The sequence below is a fragment of the Paenibacillus andongensis genome, from assembly GCF_025369935.1.
GTDB classification, from domain to species: Bacteria; Bacillota; Bacilli; order Paenibacillales; family NBRC-103111; genus Paenibacillus_E; species Paenibacillus_E andongensis.
On record NZ_CP104467.1, the window covers coordinates 5,013,852 to 5,037,134 of the forward strand.

Sequence of the window (23,283 nt, forward strand, 5' to 3'; positions counted from 1 at the left end):
GGGGCTGCACATGAATTCGATCCATTTAAGCGTTAACTGTTCGCCGGTGTACAAGGGGGCTTCACCATCGTACGAGGAGAACTATTATTTAAAGACTCACAATTACTGCGAAAGTGCAGATATTTTTGCTAAAATCGTTTAAAAAGAGGAAAAGCCTGCTAAAGCGCAGGAATTATCAGGTTTTCCATCCTAGAATAAAAAAAGACCGTAAAAGCCTGCATGATTGCAGGAATTTATGAATAGTAGCTATTCAAAAAAGAAAAGCATGTATAATTGCAGGTTTACCACACCCCTAGTCACTTCTTCTCGTTAAAGTTCGCTCCAACCCTTCTTATATGTCAAACAAACGAGCAACGTGATCCTTTATAGTTGATGTAAGGGCAGGTTACACCTTCTTTACTCCTCATTTCTCCCACGAAACTGAAAACAAAACACTGGGAAAAACATAGTCACTTATCGAATCGTTATGCATACAACTATGCTTAATTATCTTACAGCTTTACTTTTTAACACTTCTTCGATATATTATCGCTTTGAAAACCAATCAGTTGAGTGAGCCTTTGTCGTAGTGTTATATTTCTTCTTGGCGGACAATTCATGAATTTAGCACTCATTTCATCACTCCTTACGCAATTTTAAAACTTACGATGTCATGTTATGCAAGCAGTTTGTTCGAGTCATGGGCGACCGGCAAGAAATGATGACCCAACCTGTCTTTTACTAAACAAGAAATTGAACAATGATGTTTAACAAAGCCTATCTTTAAAAAAATGCCTAAGCTGATAATTATCAGCCTAGGCATTGATTAAAATAGAATTATTGAGCTTGTTCAAGCTGCTTTACAGCATTACCGAAATGATCATTGACTTGGACAAGCGCATCCAAAGCCTTCTCGCGGCTTACGCCAAACATCAGCATCAAAATGGCGACTCTTGCATCTCCTTTGGCTTCCATTCCGACGCGGCGGGCCGATTCTTCATCTGTGCCTGTCGCCTCTTGAATAATCCGCACGGTTCGATCCCTGAGCTTCTTATTCGTCGCCTGAACATTTACCATCAGATTCCCATACACCTTGCCCATCTGAATCATCACGGTGGTGGAGATCATGTTGAGCACCATTTTTTGCGCTGTTCCCGCTTTTAACCTTGTGGAACCCGTAATTATCTCAGGCCCGACAGGCACTTCAATCGGATATTTCACAACGGTACTTAGCTGCGTATCCCGGTTACAGCTGATGCCGATCGTCGATAGCCCCAACCGGTTAGCCTCTTGTATAGCACCAATTACATAGGGAGCGGTTCCGCTTGCTGTTATGCCGACGACAACATCGCCTGGCCGTGCAACATCTGCTATCGCACGCACACCAGCATCTTCATCATCTTCGGCGTTCTCTACAGCTGAACGAATGGCTATTTCGCCTCCAGCAATAATGCCGTTCACAAGCTCTGGCTCTACACCGAACGTAGGCGGACATTCGGATGCATCTAGAACGCCGAGACGGCCACTGGTTCCAGCACCGATATAAAATAGTCGACCGCCGCGAGTCAAGGCTTCGACCACCGCTTCTGCTGCAGCGGAGATTTGCGGTAAAGCTGCGTTTACGGAGTGAGCTACCGTTTGGTCTTCTTCATTCATTAGTGTCACGATCTCCCGAACAGTCAATCGGTCAAGGTGACTTGACTTTGCATTTCTCTGCTCGGTAACCGCTTGATTAACTTGTTGTACCACGTTACCTTGCCTCCTTTTATCAATACGTTACTTAGCATCTATTTACGGAAGTCAAATGCGGCTATCCGTTGTTTCATGACTTCCGTTAATTCGAAGCCACGCTCCTGCAAAGCAAGTAGATAGGCTCCAATGACTGGCGGGCGTTCGAGCAGCTGGACATCGAACAGGCCAGACTGTATCAACGGTGTTTGCATAAAGCGTTTTTCGAACATTTGGTCTGAAAATAAGCCGCCTGTTATCACAAGAGGGGTTGTATTCTCCACCAAGTCATGGTTACCGCTTACCTCATATTGCTGTTTCTCCATGGAAGTTATAACCGTCTTTACGAGTTCTTCTAGCTGTTGAATGGCTTCTTCCACAAGCTTAACAGCAATTGGATCCTCATCTGCTGCTGCCCGCATGACAAGCTTGGATCCATCCGCAATTGCGGTCCGTACATTGTCCTGGCCATAAATGGTGTTAATCAATTGCCCAGGGTGCTGCAAGGACCAACGTTCGAGGACTAACCCTGTCAACGCTGTAGCCTCACCTCGGCCGTCATACGCTCGCATAACGGCAACAAGCGCTTTCCGCCCCAGATCAAACCCGCTTCCTTCATCGCCGAGTAAATAACCCCAGCCTCCGACTCTTACAAATCCGCCCGTCGCCGGATCAAATCCATAGGCGATCGAGCCTGTGCCTGAAATGAGCGCAATGCCCTTCTGTCCCCAAGTACCTGCGGCCAAAGCGGTCACTGCATCATTGTGCACGGTGATCGGAACACCTTCCGGCAATTCCGTTTGCAGCCAGTCACCGATCCTTTTCCGGTCTTCGGGGCGGTCACTCCCCGCAAGTCCGAGGAAAATCCCACCTAACCGGGAAACATCCGTACCCGATTGGTCTAATACGTCCCGGATGAGTGTGAGTAGTACTCGCTGAACTTCCTCCCATGGACGGGACTTCACACTGCTGGATTCTCCTCGGCTTTCAGCCAAAATATTGCCTTCCGCATCGCCGAGAATGCATACGGTTTTGGTCCCTCCGCCGTCAATGCCAATATATCTAGTTTCAGCCATATTATTTCACCGCTCCTGCCGTCATGCCTTCCATAAACTGTTTCGACGCTAGGAAAAACATGACAATCATTGGCACGGAAGCCAACGTGAGCCCGGCGAACAGCATACTTAAATCTGTGGAGTACTGTCCGAAAAGTGACAGCATGCCAACCGGTATCGTCTTCTTCATATCGTCTTGGATGAAAATCAGCGGGAAAAAGAAATCGTTCCAAGCCATAATAAAATTCATAATCATGACCGTCCCCAGCGCAGGGCGAATAAGCGGCAGCAATACGTGCCACATAACACCGAAATCCGAAGAACCATCGATACGCGCTGCTTCCTCTAGCTCCTTCGGCAGCGTTCTAAAAAAACCAGTTAAGATCAGGACAGCAAGCGGCATTCCGATCGCTGTATACACGCTAACGAGCGACCAAACACTATTCAAAAGAGCCAGCTTCTTCATTAATAGGAACAACGGTACGATCCCAAGTTTAATTGGAATCATCATGCCTAAGAGAAAAAAGAAGAACAGCAAACCATTCCAACGGAACGGATATCTGGCGATATAAAATGATGCCAAAACGCCAAACAGCAAAATCAAAACGACGGAAACGCTACTAACCACGACACTGTTCCAAAAATAAGTTCCAAACGGAATTTGATGGATTAGCTTACTATATGCCGTAAACGATATAGAAGTCGGAAGCGACATCGGGTTTTTCAAAATCTGGATATTCGTCTTGAGTGAGGAGGTCAGCATCAGAAAGATCGGATACAAACTGACCAGTGCTCCCACGTACGCCGCAGCATATTGGAGCCCCCGAACGGATTTGTTGGTTTTCATGGTGTTTGTGCCTCCTTTCTCAATGCTGAGCCGATTGGTTCCTAGTGAAGTACAAGAACAAAGCGGAAATGGTTGCGATAATGAAAAATAGTACTACGGCCAATGCCGAACCTAGGCCTAATGCGACCGAATCGCCGCCAGACGAGCCGCCAAACGCAATCCGATAAAAGAACACAGCCAACGTGTCGGTGGAATTGTACGGTTCCCCTTGCGAACCCTCCATGGCATAGATGAGTTCGAACGCTTCGAAAGCATGAATAAAGGTAAACACAGTAATGATGATTAATGACTGACTCATCATCGGCAGGATGATGGAACGGATCAAGCGGAAACCTTTTACGCCGTCCAGTCTAGCCGCTTCAATGACTTCAGTCGATATAGCATGCAAACCTGCGAGAAATATCAACATAGAGAAACCTACGCCAAACCAGCTGTTGACGATGGTTATGGATGTTAACGCATAAGCCGGATCCCCAAGCCAAGGCTTAGCCCACGAAACAAGACCAATCTTTTTGAGCAGCACATTGACAATACCGTTGTTCGGGTTCAACATGAGTTTCCACAAAAAGCCTACGACGATGACAGAAAGCAGTCTTGGTAAAAAGTAAGCCATTTTCAGAAAGTTCGAACCCTTAAGTTTGCTGTAAACAAAATAGGCAAGCACGAACGCAATCACGTTCTGAACAGCCATTTCAACAGCAAAATAATAAAGATTATGACCGAACGCATTCCAAAATAAATGGTTGAACGGTTCTTTCGTAAATAGGCTCACAAAGTTGCCCAGCCCCACAAACTCCCCGCGGGCGTGACCTTTCCAGTCATAAAAACTGTAACCGAAAGCCGAAAGGATCGGATAGATCACGAAGAGAATGTAAACTGCGAGGGCAGGAACCGGGAACAGATGAACTGCTCCCTTTTTCCACCAAGGCGATTTTGCAAAGTTATTCATGTGCCCCCACCCCTCTTCTTACACTGATTTATTTCTTAGGCTTGAACCATGTATCTGCGCTCTTCTGCACTTCTTCCGTCACTTGCTCCGGAGTCAGTTTGTTTAAATACATCCCTTGAATGGCATTTTCTAACGTTGCCTTGGTTGTAGGGTTGCCTGCATTGAAATAGACAACGGATGCGTAAGGTGTAGAAATTGTATCTGCATTCTTAGCAATTTTGGCTACAAGCGGATCTTTCGCCGCTACACCTGGGATTGTGCTTGGTTTTTGCAATTCATTTACAGCTAACGTTCCGAACTCTTTCGTAGTCAAAAATTCCATGAATTTCAGTGCTTCCGCCTTATGAGCAGATTTCGCATTCACTGCAAAAGATCCGTCTACCCAAGTGGTAACCGTTGCTTTGCCATCTGCTTTCATCGGCGGAACTGGGAATACATCCATTTGCAGATCTGGATTCGTTTTCTTCATAACGGCATATTCCCAATCGCCCATGACCATCATGGCTGCTTGCTCGGAAACAAACATGTTTCTCATATCGTCCATACCGATGCCTACATAATTATCTGGGAAGTATGGGGTCAAATCTTTGAGCATTTTAATTGAACTTACATATTCCGGGCTTTTGAAATTAGCGTCGCCAGCGAGTATCTTCTTAATGAAATCAGTTCCGTAAACGGAAGGTGCAAGTGTACCTTGAGTTAAGGAAAGAATCCAACCTTCTTTAGAGCCGAAAGCAAAAGGAGTTACTTTATTTTTCTTCAAAGTATCCGCCGTTTTCAACAGTTCATCCCACGTTTTTGGCTCTGCAAGATTATATTTTTGGAAGATTTTCTTGTTATAAAATACTTGCGTGGAACTGAATACCGTCGGTACGCCGTAGACTTTACCATCTGTTCCTGTAGCGGCCAGCAAAGTGTCCTTCGAGAACACGTCCATACCTTTGAGGCTTGTTAGAGGCTCTAAGTAACCGGCATCTGCCAACGCAGCACCTGCAGCATAAGGACGCAGATGAATAATATCAGGGCCATTGCCACTTTGCAGACCTGTGTTCAGGGCAGTGTTGTATTCCGTATTTTTAATCGGCTTGAAATCGATATCGATGTTCGGGTTGTTTTTCTTAAATTCAGCAATGATTTTAGCATAAGCATCCACATCTTCGGTGCGCCAGCTGCCCATTGTCAACTTCACTTTTTCCTGAGGTGCTGCCGATGGCGCTGTACTAGCTCCACCAGGGGTTGTGCTAGGAGTTGCGGTATTGCTGCTGCTGCTGCAAGCGACAAGCATGGAAGAAGCAGCAACCATAGTTAATAATGCCCCACTGAATAAACGTTTCATTTAGAAAGCCTCCCTTTAATGTACGTATCTATTTTAACCTCATGATTGATATGAGGACAAAACCGCTTCATGTAAAATTGGACGCAGCTCCCGGATCTTGTTGTTTCGACCCAAATGAACAGCATTCGTTAGAAATACGACACTGATGCCCTGTTCGGGCGCAACCCATAAGCTCGTTCCAGTAAATCCTGTATGACCGAAACTACCTGCGGGCCAGCTTTCTCCGCAGCTCGGAACGTCAGCTGAATCATGCTTAACCTCCCAGCCAAGTCCGCGGCCACCTACGGGAGCGGCTGAGGTTTCCCGCATCAGCGATGAGGGAACAATATCCCACTGCTCCGGCTGCAACCACCATGCCGCATAGCGAGCTAGGTCGTCCGCTGTTGCGAATAGTCCCGCGCTGCCAGTGACACCGCCTAGGTGGAAGCTCTTTTCATCGTGAACTTCGCCGATGATATAAGACCCATCTACCAGCTCGGTTGCCGCAATGCGATCTTGAAGCTCGGAACCGGGGTTAAAAACCGTATGCCGCATATCAAGCGGATCGAATATATGCTGCTTAACGAAGCGATCCAGCGGCTCTCCAGACACACGCTCTACAATGATCCCAAGGAGAATCATACCGAGATCACTATACAGCTTTTCCTTACCTGGCTGAAATAAAAGCTCTTGCGCCAGAATTTCCTCGATTAGGTTAGGCCGAGCTGCTTTGCGCGGAAGATAAGGCAAATCCGGCGGCAGCCCGGACGCATGCATCAATAGATGACGCAGCGTGACATGCGGATGGCGGAATGCAGGCAAGAAAGCCTGCACAGAGCTGTCCAGCGACAGCTTCTCTTTGGCCACTAGTATCAGAATGGCTGGAAGTGTAGCGGTTACCTTCGTAAGTGAAGCGATGTCGAACATGGTGTTCAAACGAATCGGTTGTTCCTTTGTGCCGTCGGAGAATGATCCATATGATTTTTGAAATCGAAAGCGGTTCGATATCGTAATATCTAGAACAGCGCCGGGTAAGAATCCATCGTGCACCCATCCTTCTATCAAGCGGTCCACGTTATCCATTGCGTTTCCCCGCCATGACAGCTTGCCGCGTCTTTTCCAGAGATTTGATGCTTTCCTCATAATGACGGCCAGCGATTCCAGCGTACAAAATATCGATCACGTTCAGTTGAGAAATCCTCGAAGCCATCGCCCCGCTGCGGATACTCTTCTCTAAGGTGCTTATGAACAACTGTATATCCGCAAGTTCCGCTACTGGATTGGCTCCGAACCGGGTCAGCGTAATGACTGAGGCACCGTTATTCTTTGCAACAGCCAGCGCACGAATCATGTCTTCGGTTTGGCCTGAATAGGAAATTCCGAAAACAACGTCCCCGGGAATTAAATTGGCTGAAATGGTTGCTTGCGCATCAAACCCGGTACCCATCTCACACCAGCGATTAATGCGCGTTAGCTTTTGCATGAAATCCTTAGCGATAACCGCCGATGCTCCTACGCCGAACACGCCGACTTTTCTTGCGCTGCTCAGGGAATTAATTGCTTTTTCCACACTTTCCGGAGAGAGTACGGTTAAGGTATCTTGGATTGAAACAATATTGTTATTGGATACTGATTTAATGAGATCTACGATAGATCCGTCGGTTCGGATTTCTTGGTACGATTCTGTAGGCAGCGACGATTGTGATAAATCACCAGCGATCCTTAGCTTCAACTCTTGAAACCCTTTACAGTGAAGGGAGCGTGAGAGCCTAACAATCGTTGCTTCACTTACGTCGGCAAACTCTGCCAGCTTCTGCACGGAAAGGCTGACAACCTGTTCCGGATGCTCCATTATATATTGCGCAGCCTTGCGCTCCATGGGCTTTAAGCTCCCCATTGCCGCTTCTATACTTACTAATCCACCTTTTAACATGGGAGTCACCCTCTACGGTTTCATCTATAACTTTGAACTTGCATATCCTTATTATAGATTTTTATTTCATTTTGTCTATACATTTCTGAAATATTATTTCAGATTTAACGGACCTGTTCACATCATTTGCGACAGAGCCGTTTTTTTGTTTTTCTTATATGCTTTTTTTATTGCATAATCCTAGGAGGTAATGCGAATAATTCCTTTATTATGAAATGTTTCCGATTTGACCTAAGATCATTTCACTTTGAGGGGATTGGAAAATGGAACTAAGACAGGAACCCATCAGTACTTCCGTTTCCCGAAATGTAGAAAAAATATCACAATATTTTAATCAAAATGACTATCTAGTTGTCAGGAACTTCACCAAAAATGACGGTCAATTATTAGCGTCTATTATTTACTTGAATATCCTTGTTGATGAAACAATGTTAAATCAACAAATCATCCGTAAAATGTCAGAAGATCTTCTATACTGGAAGGGACAAGTTGATGAGGCGATTACCGGATCGTTATACTCTCTAGGCGCAGTTAGACTTTTGCCGCATCTAGATGCGGTCGTGAGCATGATCACGGATGCAGGCTTCGTTATTTTTGTTGAAGGTCGCTCCGAGTCATATGGAATGATCTTACCCGGTTATGAGACACGCTCGATCGAAGAGCCAAAGCTAGAACCTAACGTACGTGGTCCGCGCGAGGGGTTCACCGAAGATTTGCAAATAAATTTGGGTATGATTTATCGAAGATTGAAGACATCGGATTTGAAATCCAAATCCTACATTATTGGACATCGGAGTCAAACAAAAGTGTCCGTCTTGTATCTGGATACTCAGGTTGATCATGCCGTTCTAGAAAAATTGATGAGCAAACTCGACGCTATTGACTTGAATGTTCTGGGAGAAAGCGCCCAAATCGAGGAATGGATTCAGGACAATACGTTTTCGCCATTCCCTCAGATTCTAAATACGGAACGCCCTGATCGGATTGTTACCGCCCTGAACAGAGGGAAAATCGCGATCATAACGGACGGAACTCCGATAGCTTTAATTGCCCCCAGCTCATTTTTCGAGATGATGCATCCCAGCGAGGATCTGTACGAAAGGTTTTATTTTGCCAACTTTTTGCGTTTAATACGGTTAATCACGCTGTTCACTTCCCTTTTGGGGCCTTCTTTATACATCGCGCTGACTACATTCCATCTGGAAATGATCCCTACACCGCTAATGATGGCCTTCCTTTCTGCTAAAGCGGGGATCCCCTTTCCGAGTTTTATTGAAGCTTTCATCATGGAGGTGGCTTTCGAAGTGCTGCGTGAAGCCAGCTTGCGGCTGCCTCGCGCTATCGGCCAATCTGTCAGCATCGTAGGTGCTCTCATCATCGGAGAAGCAGCGGTACAGTCGGGAATCGTTTCCCGTCCGGTTGTGATTGTAGTTGCCATGACAGGAATTGCTTCCTTTACAATTCCGTCTTTTAGTACAGCCATTGCTTTGCGAATGTTACGGTTTCCTCTCATGCTTCTTGCAGCTTCTACAGGTGTCTTTGGGCTCTCTCTGGGATTGTTCGCAATCCTTTTACATCTATGTTCCTTACGGTTCTGTGGAGTACCCTTCTTAGAACCGGTCGATTCTGAAAGCTTAAAAAATACATTTAAGAAATTCATCCTCCTTCCGGCCCGATATCGAAGTTCCTCATCGTATAAGAGGAAATAAGATTGTACGGCAAGGTGAAGGGGAAATTTATTTTTGGAATTGAAGGCGAGGGGTATGAAGAACGTTAAATGGTTTCTGGCTATGTGTTCAATCTTGTCACTATTAGTGGGCTGTTCACCTGATATTAAGGAAATCAGCGATATTGATTTAGTTATGGCAACTGGTATTGACTATGACAAGGAAAGTAAGAAATATGTATTTACGATCTATTGTGTTTTACCCGCATCGACAAGTACGGAGAAAACAGGTAAACAGACGGATTTCGTGGATAGTGCAGTTGGAGATTCGATCTTAGACGCTGCAAAAAATTTGCGTAACCGTGTAGGTAAATCTTTGGTATGGCAGCATAATAAATTCTTTATTGTAGGTGAAGCTGCAGCACGTCATTCCCTCTATGATATCGTAGATTTCCTAACAAGGAACCGTCAAATCCGCATAACAAGTCACCTACTTGTTAGTGAGGGAAAAGCCGAGGATTTACTGAAAAGAAAATCCAATATCAGCGAACTAACTTCGAATGTGCTGCTAGGGATCGTCCGAAATGAAAAGGAGTGGGGCAAGAGCTACAGTCTAATGATACATAAAGTGGCCGACCGCTACACTAATCCATACAGGGGCTTTGTTTTAGGAAGAATAATTGCGTCACCAAAGTCTGTTACCTCTCCATCATCGCTGCTTTTAAATGGCGGAGCTGTCATTAACAAAGGGAAATTCGTTGACTGGCTGGATGGAGATGATGTGCGGGTTATCCATTGGTTATCTGAGAAAAGTAAATGGAAAAACTATGAATTTACAGAATCATTGGAATACAAATCCACGAAAGTGTCCTATTTTCTTCGAGTCTCAAAAAGAGAAATTCACAGCGATTACGTCAATGGCAAACCAAAATTAGATGTCCAGTTGAATTTCAAAGCGACTTTGGGTGAAATGGATCAATATCTTGCACTGAGCGATCCGGCTATATTGGCTCAATTGGAACAAGTTACCTCCAAGCATTTGGAGAAAATCATTCATGATAGCTTAAAACATTTTCAACAAGATCTGAAAGTAGACCTACTTGGGGTTTCTGAATATTTCATCCAGCATCATCCAAAGGAATGGAAAAAGCTGAAAAAGGATTGGGATCATGTATATCCGACAATGTCAATTCCTGTTCATGTCGATGTAAAGATTGAAAAACTGGGCATGTCCCAAATCATAGGTGGCCAATAAATGCTTCTTAATAACTCGCTCTGCTTAATAGCTATTTGCTTGGGGCTGAAAGGATCTATTCGCTTATGGAAACAACAGGCCAAAACGGATGCCATAGTTCTCCTGTTGTATTATCTCGTTATTATCGTCTATTTAAATCCCTTCATGGGTTTTTCAAAGCTTACCTTGGAGTCCTTAAACAAGATTATTTATGGTCCTGTCTCCGATTACATGATAGACCTATTAAAAGTACGAGTGGAGGAATGAAGATGACCGATTCTGAAAAAATCAATCATGGTCAATTGGGATTTCTCTGTTTTAGTTATTTGTCTGGATTCTCTACTTTGTTTTTAATTGAAGCCAAGCTGGTTAAGCAGGATGTCTGGATTTCAAATCTTCTAGCAATTGTTTTTTCAATAGGAGTATTATGCCTTCTATCCTATGTTCAATCGCAGCATCCTCAATTAAGTATGACGGAAGCTTGTGAAAAATTGTTGGGAAAATGGCTTGCCAAGCTCGTACTTGTCATCTATCTTATCTATTTCCTTGATACAGGTGTGTTGGCTTATCGCGCAATATCTTGGTTCTATACGACGGCTATCCTTCCAAACACCACCCCTAACTTTTTAATTTTACTCATTGTGTTGGTTAGTTCCTATTCCGTTTATTTAGGTTTAGGTACTTTAGTCCGCACGGTTCAATTTATCCTACCGTTTTTCATTCTGTCCGTCTGCATCGTCAGTTTGTTTATTCTGCGTGAAGTGGAAATCAATCCTTTCCTGCCCATGTTCCAAAGCAAATTATCCGCAATCATTTACGGTGGGATGCTCTCTTTCGGTTTTCCATTTGGAAAAGTCGTAGTCTTCGGTTTTCTTCTATCACGGGTAAAAAATACAAAAAAAACGTTCGCAAGTCTAGTAACGGCAGTAGCTTTATCAGGTATTTATTTGTTACTATCAAGTTATTTAACATTCGGTGCGCTTGGCATACATTTAACCAAATTGTCGGCGTTTCCCTTCTTCACTTCCATACAATTAGTTAAATTCGGAGAATATATGGAAAGGATAGAAATTCTTATCATAGCAATTTGGACCATTTTCACTTTATTTGAACTCATTGTGCTCCACTACGTTTTTCTACTCGTGATAAAACAAGTTTTCAAGATCAAAGAGACGAAACCTTTTATTATACCAACTGGATTATTATTTTATGCTTTAGCCTATTTTAGCTATACAAGGATGATGGATTTGGGTGCCTATGACTTTGAAATTTACCCCTTCTCCTCACTAATCCCATCCTTAATCATACCTGTCGTTTTAGCCTTTATAACTTTGATAAGAAAGCGGAAGCGTTCTATGCAAGATCAGCTCTAATATGAACGGATATGACGATCTTTCGAAAAAAATAAATGTAGACCTAACTTACCAGGCATTCAATCCCCGCCTTCATTAGAACACTCTATTTTTTTACAAAAAAAGGCCACCTAAATGGGTAGGTGGTTAGAGGAATCCTGAGTCTGACATTGTTATTTATATGTCGAATTTGCGAATTTGTTCCATGATCCCGATCACTTTGCTCACGATATGCTAGCGATCCAATATTTCAAACTCGCTTATTGTTGATCGTCATTTGTTTCATTATCTTGTTCGTCTTGCTCTCCGTCTGCTTGTTCTTGTTTCGTGACTGCATCATCGGCAACTTCTTGATCTTGATCTTGTTGTTCGGTATTGTCCTCTAATTCTTTCCCCACTGTATTAGCAAATGCTGTTGTATGTAACAGTCCAACAACACCGCTTCCTAGCACTAAACTTGCTGCTACTGTACCTACAATGATCTTCTTACTAATCGATTTCATTGTTTCATTCCACCTTATCAAATGTATTTTGCTTACACAAATAAGTGTGTCCACAATCTCTGATACTACCCTAAATGCACTATGAGATTTAATGAACAAATAAGCGCGCTAACCGCGCTTACAGCGAGAGCACTGCGAGCCGAAGCCAGCAGACTGGGTCTGGGAAGCCGGAAATCGGGAAATTGAGGCTTCTACGTTCCGCTAACATCTGGTAATGCCTAGTGCTTGTCGAGTTTGGGATATAGATAAAGATACGGTATGCCTGTGATTGAGCTATGATTTGGACGTGCTCCGTTATTGGAGGGTATAGTTAAAAGTTTGATTCGAGGGCAGGTAGATAGAAATCTGGCCAGATACTGATAAACAGCTGGTCGAAACTAAACTCTTTGGAGTAATTTCTGACATAAAAGCTGACTAATCTGAGGTTCACGGGGAACGAGAGGGCGCTATTTCGGTGATTATGCCGATACAGGGCCGGCAAGCGGAACGAGAATGCGCTATTTTGGTGTTTTACCTGTTTTACACCCCAAATGTAGGAAATAGAGGCTCCTCGTTCCGCAAAAGCGTAATATACCCAGTTTTGAGCAAAATAAGGCTTCTACGTTCCGCAAACATCTGGTGATACCAAGTGCTTGTCAAGGTTGGGATATAGATAGAGGAACTAGGGGTACGGCTACAATCAAAATAAGCCCTCGCTAGCACAAAACTAGCGAAGACTCATCCTTTTAAATGAAACGGCTCATTGAAAATAACGAAATGTCATGCTCACTTCTGCCTCTAGTAATTAGCTGACATAAGATTTCCCCGACTACACTGCTGAATTTAAACCCGTGTCCGGAAAATCCAGCAGCAAAGGCGATATGCGGATACGCTGGATGTGAATCGATAATGAAATTTTCATCAGGAGTGAGGGTGTACGTGCAGGTTTTTCCCATGCACAGCTTCGTATTGGCAAGAGGCATAAACCGGCTTAAAAACATTCTTACGTCTTCTTCATCCTCCTGCAGTGCCCCAAACTCAGGAATGGCTTCATCCGGATTAATCCGAAGTCCCCCATCATGACGTCCTACCTTAAGACCAGCTCCTCCCATGCTGGGAAAACCGTAATAATGTCCTAGGGAGGTTTCAAACGTAAAAGCCGGAAATTGTTCCTCTCCGAATAAAAAGTCATCCGCTTCAAACCAGGCAAATGTCTTTCTTTTGGTAACAAGCGGTGGATGGATATTCATCAGAGGAAGCAGCTTCGAAGACCAAGCCCCTGCTGTAACGATTAGGGCGCGTCCTGTATAACTTTCATCGGCCGTTTGGACTCTCACCCCGGTTGAATCAATAGACAAATCCTGTACGGATGTATTCGTTAAGATGGTAACTTGATGATGTTCCAACAGTTCCCGATAAGCACGAATACAGTCCTCGCTCTTAAGCACACCTGAATCCGATTCGAAGCAGCCCACGTAGCCCTCTGGAAGCGAAATCCCAGGCCAAATGGTATGAATTTTACTGGAATCCACAGTTTGCAGCGGAAGTGAATAGGCTTCAGAGCTAGAAATAACTTGTTGTATAAAGGTTGAATCACGAGTGCCCACATTCAGCACCCCAGTTTGGTAGAATAGTTTTCTTCCCGACTGTTGCTCCAGATCAAACCAAAGCTGTTGGGCTCTGAGGGCTAACGGGACATAGCTTGTCCCTTCGCCATAGGCATGCCGGATGATACGGGTATCGCCATGATGTGCACCGCGATCGTGCGGAGGGTTAAATGAATCCAACAGCAGCACGCTTTTCCCTTCAAGGGTCAAATAATAGCCAGCAGCCATCCCCATCGAACCTGCACCGACAATGATTACGTCATAGTTCATCATTCCATCACTTCCTTTGAAAAAAAGTTCAATTTACAATTCTAGCTCGAATGACACATGCGGCTGATTCATTGCTAAATTGGCTTATTTTAATCTTAACCTTATCTAATGATGCTCTCCATGATAATACGCAGAAGTCGCCCGTCTCTAACCATAGAGACTGATCTTCATTAATACTAACGTTTACTCTGCCCTCGGTACAATAAAAAGCTTCTGTCACTAGTGAAAATTCCACATCATCCTTGTGACATTCGATCTCATGAGAAGTTCCATCTTTCATAAATAAAGCTTCCAATTCTCCCCGGCATCCCGCCGCTGTAATGAGATTAAAGTCTGTTACCTTCCCCATACTCCGGGTGACCCATCCTCCGCTAAAGCTCTCCTGCTCGTAGGGCTTTAACCCCACCTGATGTGATCCTTCATATTCGAGAATCACCTCTCCTTCAATAATCATAAGCTTTCTCCAAAACTCAGGAAGGCAGGTAAACAATGACTGCTCATCTTGTATGCGGGCCGTGCTGATTCTCCATAAAAAATTTCGCTTATTATACTCCGCGTGCTCAGGATAAATGGCTAGCTGCGTTGTTGTTCCACCAGACCAAGCGGTCGTAATTTGCATATGTTTCTTAATGACTTTGATCGAATAAGACATGTAAGCATCTCCTTGAATGTATGGCCATGACGAATGTAAAAAAAGGACCTGAAAGTACCAAGTCCCGCGTAGAAGTCTGAACAATGCCTATTCTTTATCTGTCATATCAGCGTACCAAGAAAAATACGAACCTACCGCATCGTTTTTACGGATCCGTTTCTTTGTTCGATCCTTAACCTCTTCCGCATGGATGGTTAATCGCGCGCACCCCGTATCCATAGCTGCTTGAGCAACCGCAGCAGCCACATTCGGAGCAATCATCGGTTCAAACGGATGCGGAATCACATAGTCCCGATTTAACTTATCTGCTGGGACCAGACCGGCAATGGCGTAAACAGCAGCTAGTTTCATTGCCTCATTAATCTCGCTGGCACGTACATCCAGGACGCCGCGAAAAATGCCCGGAAACGCCAATACATTGTTGATTTGATTGGGAAAATCGGAGCGTCCCGTGCCAATGATCGCAGCCCCGGCGGCTTTCGCTTCCTCCGGCATAATCTCCGGCACCGGATTCGCCAAGGCAAATATGATGGAATCACGGTTCATCGAGCTGACCATTTCTTTCGTAAGCGCACCAGCTGCAGAAACACCAATGAAAACATCGGCTCCTCTCACTGCATCGGCGAGCTTACCTGTTAGATTTTCTTTATTCGTCATCCGTGCTATTTCCAGCTTGAATGGATTCATGCCTTCTTGTCTATCTTCATAGATGATACCTTTTGTATCACATACAATGATATCTTTAGCACCCATATGACCCAGAAGCTTCATGGCCGCTATGCCGGCAGCGCCTGCCCCATTAATAACCACACGAATTTGGTCCATCGTTTTGTCGACTAACTGGAGTGCGTTAATTAATCCAGCCGCAATGACAATAGCCGTACCATGCTGATCATCATGGAAAACAGGAATCGCACATTCCTGTTTCAACCTCTCTTCAATTTCAAAACAATCCGGGGCTGCGATGTCTTCTAAATTAATTCCGCCGAACGAAGGTGAAAGCTGCTTAACCGTCTCAATCACTTTCTCTTTATCCAACGCATCTAAACAGATCGGAATCGCATCTACGCCGGCAAATACTTTGAAAAGTAAAGCCTTTCCCTCCATCACCGGCATAGCCGCATGCGGACCGATATTTCCCAAACCGAGTACAGCTGTTCCATTGGAAACGACTGCAACCAGGTTTCCTTTCATCGTATAATCGTATACTTTATCTTCTTCAATAAAAATCTCTTTACAAGGCTCTGCAACTCCCGGGGAGTAGGCAAGGCTTAAATCACGGACGGTGCCTACCGGAACCTTGGCAAGAATCTCCAGCTTTCCGGTATACTTTTTATGCATGTGAAGAGCATCTTCACGTAATTTGTTCATGATTCATCACCTTCCAAGGAATTTTGATCAGAGCATAGATTAGATCCAGCCGCGCCATTTTATCGCTTCGACCATTCGCTTTAAACCAACGATATAGGCCGCCAATCTCATGTCGACTCGCTTCTGCAAGGACAACTGATAGACGTTGTTAAACGACTTTTTCAATATTTGTTGAAGCTTTTCACTCACTTCTTCTTCATTCCAATAATATCCCTGATTGTTTTGGACCCATTCAAAGTAAGAAACGATGACCCCGCCTGAGCTGGCAAGCACGTCTGGCACCATTAAAACGCCCTTATCCGTCAAAATTTCAGTTGCTTTCAAGGTCGTCGGTCCGTTGGCCGCTTCCACCAAAATCTTTGCCTTAATGTCAGCCGCATTGTCTTCCGTGATCTGGTTTTCAATTGCAGCCGGCACTAAAATATCACAGTCTTGGATTAACAGCTCTTGGTTCGAAATCGCATTCGGAAACAAATTCGTCACCGTTCCGAAAGAATCCCGTCGATCTAATAAATACTGCACGTCCAAGCCCTCAGGATCATAAAGAGCCCCTTGAGCATCCGAAATGCCTACCACTTTGGCCCCAGCCTCGTGAAGGAACTGAGCAAGAAAGCTGCCTGCATTGCCGAAGCCTTGGATAATGACACGCGCGCCCTCAATCGGAATCCCAGCGACATGAGCCGCTTCTCTCAACAACAGCACTACGCCCATGGCGGTAGATGATTCTCTACCAATCGATCCTCCCAAGACGAGCGGCTTGCCGGTAATAAAACCTGGCGAATCGAATTCCCGAATCCGGCTGTATTCATCCATCATCCACGCCATGATTTGTGAATTCGTGAACACGTCCGGCGCCGGAATATCCTTGGTCGGCCCAACAAGCTGGCTGATTGCCCGTACATAACCACGGCTTAAGCGCTCCAGCTCGCCGAAGGAGAGCGTGCGCGGATCACACTGGATCCCGCCTTTGCCTCCGCCGTAAGGCAAATCGGCAATGCCGCATTTGATGGTCATCCACATGGAAAGAGCCTTCACTTCGTCTTCAGTGACCCCAGGATGGAAGCGAATGCCCCCCTTGGTCGGTCCAACCGCATCATTATGCTGCGCACGGTACCCTGTGAATACCTTTACCGAGCCGTCGTCCATTTTCACTGGAATGCGTACAGTAAGCAATCGAAGCGGTTCCTTTAGCAATTCGTATAGGGATTCTGCGCATCCCATTTTATCTAGAGCAGCTTGGATAACAAGCTGCGTTCTGTTCAAAACATTCAAGCTTTCCGCTTGCATAGGCTTCTCTTTTACTTCCATCGGAGCTTCCATGATGATCCCCCTCTAGTCTTCGTACACCTTTTAATGAATCCGATTGCCGTCCGAGACTACTATTTTCCCATGTTTGAATACGGAATGAACATGGTTGATCCCGAAGTGATAAGGCAGATAGGCCAAGTTATCTGCATTAAAAATAACCAAATCGGCCTGTTTGCCCGCTTCTAAACTGCCTATGGTACCCGCTTTTCCGATAGCGTGAGCCGCATTGATGGTCACGGCTGTCAGGACTTCCTCCGGCGTCAGCCCTAAATTCAGACAGCCCAGTGTCATGACGAGCTGTATAGATTCCGTTGGCGAGCTTCCCGGATTATAATCCGTGGACAAAGCTACAGGGAGTCCGATTTCAATCATCTTACGTGCACGGGCGTGATGCTTCAGCCTTAAATTAAAAGAAGTAGCTGGCAGACAAACAGCAATGACGCCCGCCAGCTGCATCGCTTCTAGTCCTTCATCTGATGCGGCGATCAAATGCTCGGCCGATGTGCAGCCCAGTTTACCGGCAAGCTGCGCGCCGCCCATCGGCTCGATTTCGTCCGCATGGATCTTCAAACCGAAGCCCATCGCTTTTGCGGCCAACAGGATTTGCTCCGATTCTTCTACGGAGAAAACGCCGTGCTCACAAAATACATCGCAAAATTCAGCAAGTCCCTGACGTTTCACTTCGGGGAGCATTACTTCAATGAGCAGCTGAACGAATTCTTGTGATCGGCCCTTGTATTCTTCCGGCACCATATGAGCACCCATGAACGTAGACACCAAATCAACCGGATGTTCCTGATTGAGTTTGCGAGTGACCCGGAGCTGCTTAAGCTCATCCTCCAGCGTTAGACCATATCCGCTCTTAGCTTCTGCTGTAGTAACCCCATAAGAAAGCATCGTATCCAAGCTTTTTTTAGCCTTACCGTACAACTCATCTTCCGAAGCCTGACGGGTTGAACGGACGGTACTGAGAATCCCGCCGCCTTGAGCCAAAATTTCTAAATAAGAAGCGCCTTTCAGCTTTAAGGCTAATTCATTCTCGCGAGAGCCGCCGTGAACCAAATGCGTATGAGGGTCAATAAGTCCAGGGGTAACAAGCTTACCTTCAGCATCATGCTTTGAAGTTACCGGCCGTTCACCGATTTGTGCCAAAACTTCTTCTTCCGTTCCGACTGCAACAATGATACCGTCTGTGATTGCCACAGCACCACTTCGAACTGCTGCAACCTCTGACATTTCATCGCCTCGGCGCGGTTCCTGGGTTCCTTGCATGGTGATCAGTGTACCAATATTATGGATCAGCAGGTCAATCCGATTGTTCTCCATCGTTTCTCCCCCTCGAAACACAGCAAGCCCGATCGGGCTTGCTGCGAGTTATCTTCATTCTTTTATATTTTCAGTTAGCGATTAAATACCCATCATCGGTACGCGAACGCCGCGTTCCTTCGCCGTTTGAATGGCAATGTCATAACCGGCGTCAGCGTGACGAATGACGCCCATTCCAGGGTCCGTGTTCAAGACGCGTTCTAATCTTTCGTCCGCTTCTTTGGAACCGTCCGCAACGACAACCATACCTGCGTGCAGGGAGTAACCCATGCCTACGCCGCCGCCATGATGGACGGAAACCCAGCTCGCACCGGATGCCGTATTCACAAGCGCGTTCAATATTGCCCAGTCGCCGACAACATCGCTGCCGTCCTTCATGGACTCGGTTTCACGGTTAGGCGAAGCCACGGAACCGCAATCCAGGTGATCACGTCCGATAACGATTGGCGCAGATAATTCTCCGTTGCGTACCATCTCGTTAATCGCCAGCCCCATCTTGGCCCGTTCCCCATAACCCAACCAGCAAATACGAGCTGGCAAACCTTGGAATGCGACTTTTTCTCTGGCCAATTCGATCCATTTACGCAGATGCGCATTTTCTGGGAACAGTTTCAATGCAAGTTCATCCGTTTTATAGATATCCTCTGGATCACCGGACAATGCCGCCCAGCGGAATGGTCCTTTCCCTTCGCAGAAGAGCGGGCGAATATAAGCCGGAACAAATCCAGGGAAATTAAAGGCATCCTTAACCCCTTCATCAAGAGCCACTTGACGGATGTTGTTGCCATAATCAAATACGGTTGAACCAAGTTTTTGAAGATCAAGCATCGCCTGAACATGCGCAGCCATCGATTTTTTGGATAGCTTCACATACTGCGCTGGATCGTTTTTACGCAAGTCAGCCGCTGCTTCCAAAGAATAACCGACCGGCACATAGCCGTTAAGCGGATCATGAGCCGAAGTTTGATCGGTTACGAAATCAGGCACAATTCCGCGTTTCACAAACTCCGCGAACACCTCTGCAGCGTTTCCTACTAGTCCAATAGCTAGCGCTTTCCCCTCAGCTTTCGCTTCGTTCGCAAGCTTCAACGCCTCATCCAGATCGTAAACCATGACGTCGCAATAACGAGTGTCGATTCTTCGTTGAATACGAGTCGGATCTACGTCTACACCGATGACGACGCCATCGTTCATCGTTACAGCGAGAGGTTGAGCGCCGCCCATACCGCCAAGTCCAGCCGTTAATGTCAGTGTACCTCTTAAAGTGCCTCCCGAATGCTGCCTAGCTGCCTCAGCGAAAGTCTCATACGTTCCTTGCAAAATGCCTTGCGTTCCGATATAAATCCAGCTGCCAGCCGTCATTTGGCCGTACATCATAAGACCCTGTTTATCGAGCTCATGGAACGTCTCCCAGTTGGCATAAGCCGGGACAATCATCGAGTTGGAGATGAGAACCCGCGGCGCATGTGAATGCGTTCTGAATACGCCAACCGGTTTCCCGGATTGTACAAGAAGTGTTTCATCCGCTTCAAGGTTCGTTAAACATTCTACGATCTTGTCATATGACTCCCAGTTCCGTGCAGCCTTGCCGATTCCGCCGTAAACGACGAGATCTTCCGGACGCTCCGCTACGTCAGGGTCCAGATTGTTCATCAACATGCGCAGGACTGCTTCCTGCTGCCAGCCTTTTGCCGTTAGCTTCGTTCCGTGTGCTGCTCGAATCGTACGTTTCATTGTTTGTTCCATGAATAGTCACTCCTCTATGTTGTGTTTGAATCAGTTTCTTTTCATATAACCCGTCAAGAAAGTCAAGATGACATGCATGGCTGTCCTGACTGTCGCTCTGCGGGGATCTTGCATGGGATCTACACAAACAATATCAAAGCCTCGTACCTTAGGATGCTGTCCTAATAAGAATACAGCTTCCAACAACTGCCATGAGGTCATTCCTGCTGGAACGAGCGCCGGTACACCAGGCGCATAAGCTTGATCCAGTACATCCATGTCAACGGTTACATAAATAGCATCTGTCCCGTCACCAGCAACTTCAAGCGCCTTTTCCACCAAAGCTTCGATTCCTTCTTTGGCTACCTGACGCGCCGTGTATTGGGTAATTCCTTGCGCCATAGCATATTCATGATACGCTCTTGAATTGGCAAAGCTGTGGAGTCCGATTTGCGCAATATGGCGGCCTTCCACTGTACCCGATTCGATCAACCCGCGGATTGGCGTTCCGTTGGAAGGACCTCCGTCCTCCAGATTCCGGACATCCATGTGGGAGTCCAGCTGAACGATACCCACCTTTCCGCCGACATGGTGCTTAAACGCTTTTACTGAGGGGCAAGTAATGGAATGATCGCCGCCAGCAATAATCGGGAACAAATGAGGCATGGCTGCGTAAATGTTCTTCAGCCCTTGTTCGATATTGGCATGACAGCGCAGCAGATCCGTTACATGCATCTGAATATCACCAAGATCGCGTGCCAGCAATTCTTGCAAATCGACACCATGGTCGATACTGTACGTCGTGACATTTGCAAATAATTCCCGCAAGGCATTCGGTGTCATCGAAGCGCCTGAAATGCTGATGGACGTCTTAGAAAGCGGAATGCCGATAAAACCGAATTGGACTTCTTCCTCGCCTTCCCAAGGGGTCAGCCACTGGGATACTTTGGTCTCGAATCGATCCCGCCAATTGGACTTTCGTACGAATTCTGGCGGATTCAGCAATTCAATTTGTCTCAAAGCTGCTTCCCTCCTGTAGGTTGATGAAACAATGTTTGGTTTGTTTCTATGTTTACATCATACTTAAAAAAACGGCATCTGAATCTAGCCGAATTTGCGGAAAGATAGCACGATATTACGGTTTAACTTGAAAGTGACCATTTTGATGAAAACGCTTAAAAGCCAACCCCTGAGCGGATTGGCTTAAATAAGCTATACCTATAACACTAGCACTGGGCTGATGACCGATAGTCCGTCGGGCTGCACCCCATAATCATTTTAAATTTCCTAGCAAAATAGTTCGCATCCTGAAAACCGACCCGCGCGGCAATCTCTTGCATGGTCAAATCCGTTTTCTCTAACAAATAAACGGCCTTCTCAATACGAACCTTATTTAGAAAGTCGACAAAGCTTACACCCGCTTCTTTTTTGAATACATGGGCAAAATAATGGGTACTCAAGTAACAATGCTGGGCAATTTCTTTCAATAACATTTTGTCTTGATGATGCTCTCTGATATAAACAATGGCGGATCGGACAATGGGAGATACCTCTAAGGCATGATCGTCCGATACTTGCTTGGCTAGCTTCCTCCAGTATGCGCACAGCTTTTTAACAAATTTGTCATATCGAATGGTACTGTACAAGTCTTGAAGCATTCTCGCATTCTCAGATAAAATTTCAGAAGCATTACCACCTAAGTCAACAACCATTCTTGACAAAGAGAGGACTAAATCATAGGCTTCCGACTTGAATAGATCAATATTATGCTTATATGATCGGGAAAGGCTTTCTAGTAACTCGACCAAATACGAAATCGAGCCTTCTTCATCACCGATCCGGACACGTGACAGCAATTCGATTTTCTCTTCGTGGGTCACCGGCTTAGCACGTTCTTCCTGAATGCTTCTTTGTCCCTCATATTGAAAAATCATCCGGTTTCCTTGAAAGAAACGGTCGATTAATGATTCTTTGGCTTCGCTGTAGGAAAGATGAAGCTTGTAAGGATCTTCATAGTAGGTGCCAATTCCGGCTGACACAGAAAAACCCTTCGTATCTACGAAGTTTTGAATTTTCCGAACCATGCCATACGTAACTTGCTTATAGGTCGGTTCTATGGGCTGAATGGATTGGAGTTCCAATAATACGGCTAACACACCTTCTCCCACCCATACCCACAGGAAGGGCAAGGTGATACTCTCAAAAATGGCTTCCACCAGTACCTGCCCAATTTCAATACTCCATTGCAACGACTTGTCCAAAGCCAAATCAGTATAACGGTCTATGGACAAAACAATAACGATTTGGGGCCGCGGTTCGATGCCAAGCCGCTCACGCATTTCTTCAAAATCCGCTTCATGGATTAACGTCCCGGAAATGAGAAGTTGCGAAAAGGCGGCTTGGGCCGTATCCAATTTCATTGTCTAATCATCTCCCCTATCTTAAAAAAGGAAGCCGTTTTGCCCCTAACCTTCAGAGAAAACT

Annotated in this window: 20 protein-coding genes; 4 read left to right on the top strand and 16 right to left on the bottom strand. The window is 45.6% G+C overall.

Annotated features, from left to right (window positions below; all coding sequences use genetic code 11):
- Positions 1–816 precede the first annotated feature (816 nt).
- The 7 genes from murQ to NYR53_RS22865 are packed head-to-tail and all read right to left on the bottom strand — an operon-like array spanning position 817 to position 7,806.
- A complete protein-coding gene (gene murQ / locus NYR53_RS22835) occupies positions 817–1,728 on the bottom strand; it encodes an N-acetylmuramic acid 6-phosphate etherase (protein WP_261301446.1) in 912 nt (303 codons plus the stop codon).
- 38 nt (positions 1,729–1,766) lie between these two features.
- On the bottom strand, positions 1,767–2,783 hold the full coding sequence (locus tag NYR53_RS22840; protein ID WP_261301447.1) for an N-acetylglucosamine kinase: 1,017 nt from the start codon (positions 2,781–2,783) through the stop codon (positions 1,767–1,769).
- 1 nt (position 2,784) lies between these two features.
- Positions 2,785–3,609 (bottom strand): carbohydrate ABC transporter permease, encoded by an 825-nt coding sequence (locus NYR53_RS22845; RefSeq protein WP_261301448.1) that lies wholly within the window; start codon positions 3,607–3,609, stop codon positions 2,785–2,787.
- Between the two features lie 19 nt (positions 3,610–3,628).
- A complete protein-coding gene (locus NYR53_RS22850; protein WP_261301449.1) occupies positions 3,629–4,558 on the bottom strand; it encodes a carbohydrate ABC transporter permease in 930 nt (309 codons plus the stop codon).
- A gap of 28 nt (positions 4,559–4,586) precedes the next feature.
- Positions 4,587–5,894 (bottom strand): ABC transporter substrate-binding protein, encoded by a 1,308-nt coding sequence (locus NYR53_RS22855; protein ID WP_261301450.1) that lies wholly within the window; start codon positions 5,892–5,894, stop codon positions 4,587–4,589.
- Between the two features lie 39 nt (positions 5,895–5,933).
- A complete protein-coding gene (locus tag NYR53_RS22860) occupies positions 5,934–6,956 on the bottom strand; it encodes a serine hydrolase domain-containing protein (RefSeq protein WP_261301451.1) in 1,023 nt (340 codons plus the stop codon).
- Positions 6,949–7,806, bottom strand: coding sequence for a MurR/RpiR family transcriptional regulator (locus NYR53_RS22865; RefSeq protein ID WP_261301452.1), 858 nt, complete (start codon positions 7,804–7,806; stop codon positions 6,949–6,951). Before NYR53_RS22865 ends, NYR53_RS22860 begins: the two co-directional genes overlap by 8 nt.
- Positions 7,807–8,069: 263 nt before the next feature.
- Between NYR53_RS22865 and NYR53_RS22870 the strand changes: the two genes are divergently transcribed.
- From NYR53_RS22870 to NYR53_RS22885, 4 genes are read left to right on the top strand one after another with little or no spacing between them, the layout of a single operon-like run.
- The gene (locus tag NYR53_RS22870; protein WP_261301453.1) at positions 8,070–9,515 is read left to right on the top strand and encodes a spore germination protein; all 1,446 of its coding nucleotides are present in this window, start codon (positions 8,070–8,072) and stop codon (positions 9,513–9,515) included.
- A 54-nt stretch (positions 9,516–9,569) separates the two neighbouring features.
- Positions 9,570–10,727 carry a Ger(x)C family spore germination protein gene (locus NYR53_RS22875; protein WP_261301454.1) on the top strand — a complete coding sequence of 386 codons (1,158 nt, stop codon included), beginning with the start codon at positions 9,570–9,572 and terminating at the stop codon, positions 10,725–10,727.
- On the top strand, positions 10,728–10,973 hold the full coding sequence (locus NYR53_RS22880; RefSeq protein WP_261301455.1) for a hypothetical protein: 246 nt from the start codon (positions 10,728–10,730) through the stop codon (positions 10,971–10,973).
- Positions 10,974–10,975: 2 nt separating this feature from the next.
- Positions 10,976–12,079: a GerAB/ArcD/ProY family transporter gene (locus NYR53_RS22885; protein ID WP_261301456.1), complete on the top strand. Its 1,104-nt coding sequence runs from the start codon at positions 10,976–10,978 to the stop codon at positions 12,077–12,079.
- Between the two features lie 239 nt (positions 12,080–12,318).
- Here NYR53_RS22885 and NYR53_RS22890 read toward each other — a convergent pair whose 3' ends face one another.
- The 9 genes from NYR53_RS22890 to NYR53_RS22930 form a co-directional block, all read right to left on the bottom strand.
- On the bottom strand, positions 12,319–12,561 hold the full coding sequence (locus NYR53_RS22890; protein ID WP_261301457.1) for a hypothetical protein: 243 nt from the start codon (positions 12,559–12,561) through the stop codon (positions 12,319–12,321).
- 725 nt (positions 12,562–13,286) lie between these two features.
- The gene (gene solA / locus NYR53_RS22895; protein ID WP_261301458.1) at positions 13,287–14,420 is read right to left on the bottom strand and encodes an N-methyl-L-tryptophan oxidase; all 1,134 of its coding nucleotides are present in this window, start codon (positions 14,418–14,420) and stop codon (positions 13,287–13,289) included.
- 25 nt (positions 14,421–14,445) lie between these two features.
- A complete protein-coding gene (locus tag NYR53_RS22900) occupies positions 14,446–15,069 on the bottom strand; it encodes a HutD/Ves family protein (protein ID WP_261301459.1) in 624 nt (207 codons plus the stop codon).
- Positions 15,070–15,156: 87 nt separating this feature from the next.
- Positions 15,157–16,440, bottom strand: coding sequence for an NAD(P)-dependent malic enzyme (locus NYR53_RS22905; RefSeq protein WP_261301460.1), 1,284 nt, complete (start codon positions 16,438–16,440; stop codon positions 15,157–15,159).
- A 39-nt stretch (positions 16,441–16,479) separates the two neighbouring features.
- Positions 16,480–17,760: a Glu/Leu/Phe/Val family dehydrogenase gene (locus NYR53_RS22910; protein WP_290428956.1), complete on the bottom strand. Its 1,281-nt coding sequence runs from the start codon at positions 17,758–17,760 to the stop codon at positions 16,480–16,482.
- Positions 17,761–17,790: 30 nt separating this feature from the next.
- Complete coding sequence (gene hutI, locus NYR53_RS22915) at positions 17,791–19,074, bottom strand: imidazolonepropionase (protein ID WP_261301461.1); 1,284 nt, start codon at positions 19,072–19,074, stop codon at positions 17,791–17,793.
- Between the two features lie 81 nt (positions 19,075–19,155).
- A complete protein-coding gene (gene hutU, locus NYR53_RS22920; protein ID WP_261301462.1) occupies positions 19,156–20,820 on the bottom strand; it encodes a urocanate hydratase in 1,665 nt (554 codons plus the stop codon).
- A 30-nt stretch (positions 20,821–20,850) separates the two neighbouring features.
- Positions 20,851–21,819: an agmatinase family protein gene (locus NYR53_RS22925; protein ID WP_261301463.1), complete on the bottom strand. Its 969-nt coding sequence runs from the start codon at positions 21,817–21,819 to the stop codon at positions 20,851–20,853.
- Positions 21,820–22,025: 206 nt separating this feature from the next.
- Positions 22,026–23,219 (bottom strand): helix-turn-helix domain-containing protein, encoded by a 1,194-nt coding sequence (locus NYR53_RS22930; protein WP_261301464.1) that lies wholly within the window; start codon positions 23,217–23,219, stop codon positions 22,026–22,028.
- Positions 23,220–23,283 lie beyond the last annotated feature (64 nt).

What these genes read in the sequence shown, in the direction of transcription:
- NYR53_RS22880 (WP_261301455.1), top strand. Translation starts at nt 10,728, where the DNA reads ATGCTTCTTAATAACTCGCTCTGCTTAATAGCTATTTGCTTGGGGCTG.
- NYR53_RS22845 (WP_261301448.1), bottom strand. Translation starts at nt 3,609, where the DNA reads ATGAAAACCAACAAATCCGTTCGGGGGCTCCAATATGCTGCGGCGTAC.
- NYR53_RS22870 (WP_261301453.1), top strand. Translation starts at nt 8,070, where the DNA reads ATGGAACTAAGACAGGAACCCATCAGTACTTCCGTTTCCCGAAATGTA.
- NYR53_RS22930 (WP_261301464.1), bottom strand. Translation starts at nt 23,219, where the DNA reads ATGAAATTGGATACGGCCCAAGCCGCCTTTTCGCAACTTCTCATTTCC.
- hutI (WP_261301461.1), bottom strand. Translation starts at nt 19,074, where the DNA reads ATGGAGAACAATCGGATTGACCTGCTGATCCATAATATTGGTACACTG.
- NYR53_RS22885 (WP_261301456.1), top strand. Translation starts at nt 10,976, where the DNA reads ATGACCGATTCTGAAAAAATCAATCATGGTCAATTGGGATTTCTCTGT.
- NYR53_RS22840 (WP_261301447.1), bottom strand. Translation starts at nt 2,783, where the DNA reads ATGGCTGAAACTAGATATATTGGCATTGACGGCGGAGGGACCAAAACC.
- NYR53_RS22910 (WP_290428956.1), bottom strand. Translation starts at nt 17,760, where the DNA reads ATGGAAGCTCCGATGGAAGTAAAAGAGAAGCCTATGCAAGCGGAAAGC.
- solA (WP_261301458.1), bottom strand. Translation starts at nt 14,420, where the DNA reads ATGATGAACTATGACGTAATCATTGTCGGTGCAGGTTCGATGGGGATG.
- NYR53_RS22890 (WP_261301457.1), bottom strand. Translation starts at nt 12,561, where the DNA reads ATGAAATCGATTAGTAAGAAGATCATTGTAGGTACAGTAGCAGCAAGT.
- NYR53_RS22900 (WP_261301459.1), bottom strand. Translation starts at nt 15,069, where the DNA reads ATGTCTTATTCGATCAAAGTCATTAAGAAACATATGCAAATTACGACC.
- NYR53_RS22865 (WP_261301452.1), bottom strand. Translation starts at nt 7,806, where the DNA reads ATGTTAAAAGGTGGATTAGTAAGTATAGAAGCGGCAATGGGGAGCTTA.
- NYR53_RS22905 (WP_261301460.1), bottom strand. Translation starts at nt 16,440, where the DNA reads ATGAACAAATTACGTGAAGATGCTCTTCACATGCATAAAAAGTATACC.
- NYR53_RS22875 (WP_261301454.1), top strand. Translation starts at nt 9,570, where the DNA reads ATGAAGAACGTTAAATGGTTTCTGGCTATGTGTTCAATCTTGTCACTA.
- NYR53_RS22850 (WP_261301449.1), bottom strand. Translation starts at nt 4,558, where the DNA reads ATGAATAACTTTGCAAAATCGCCTTGGTGGAAAAAGGGAGCAGTTCAT.
- hutU (WP_261301462.1), bottom strand. Translation starts at nt 20,820, where the DNA reads ATGGAACAAACAATGAAACGTACGATTCGAGCAGCACACGGAACGAAG.
- NYR53_RS22855 (WP_261301450.1), bottom strand. Translation starts at nt 5,894, where the DNA reads ATGAAACGTTTATTCAGTGGGGCATTATTAACTATGGTTGCTGCTTCT.
- NYR53_RS22860 (WP_261301451.1), bottom strand. Translation starts at nt 6,956, where the DNA reads ATGGATAACGTGGACCGCTTGATAGAAGGATGGGTGCACGATGGATTC.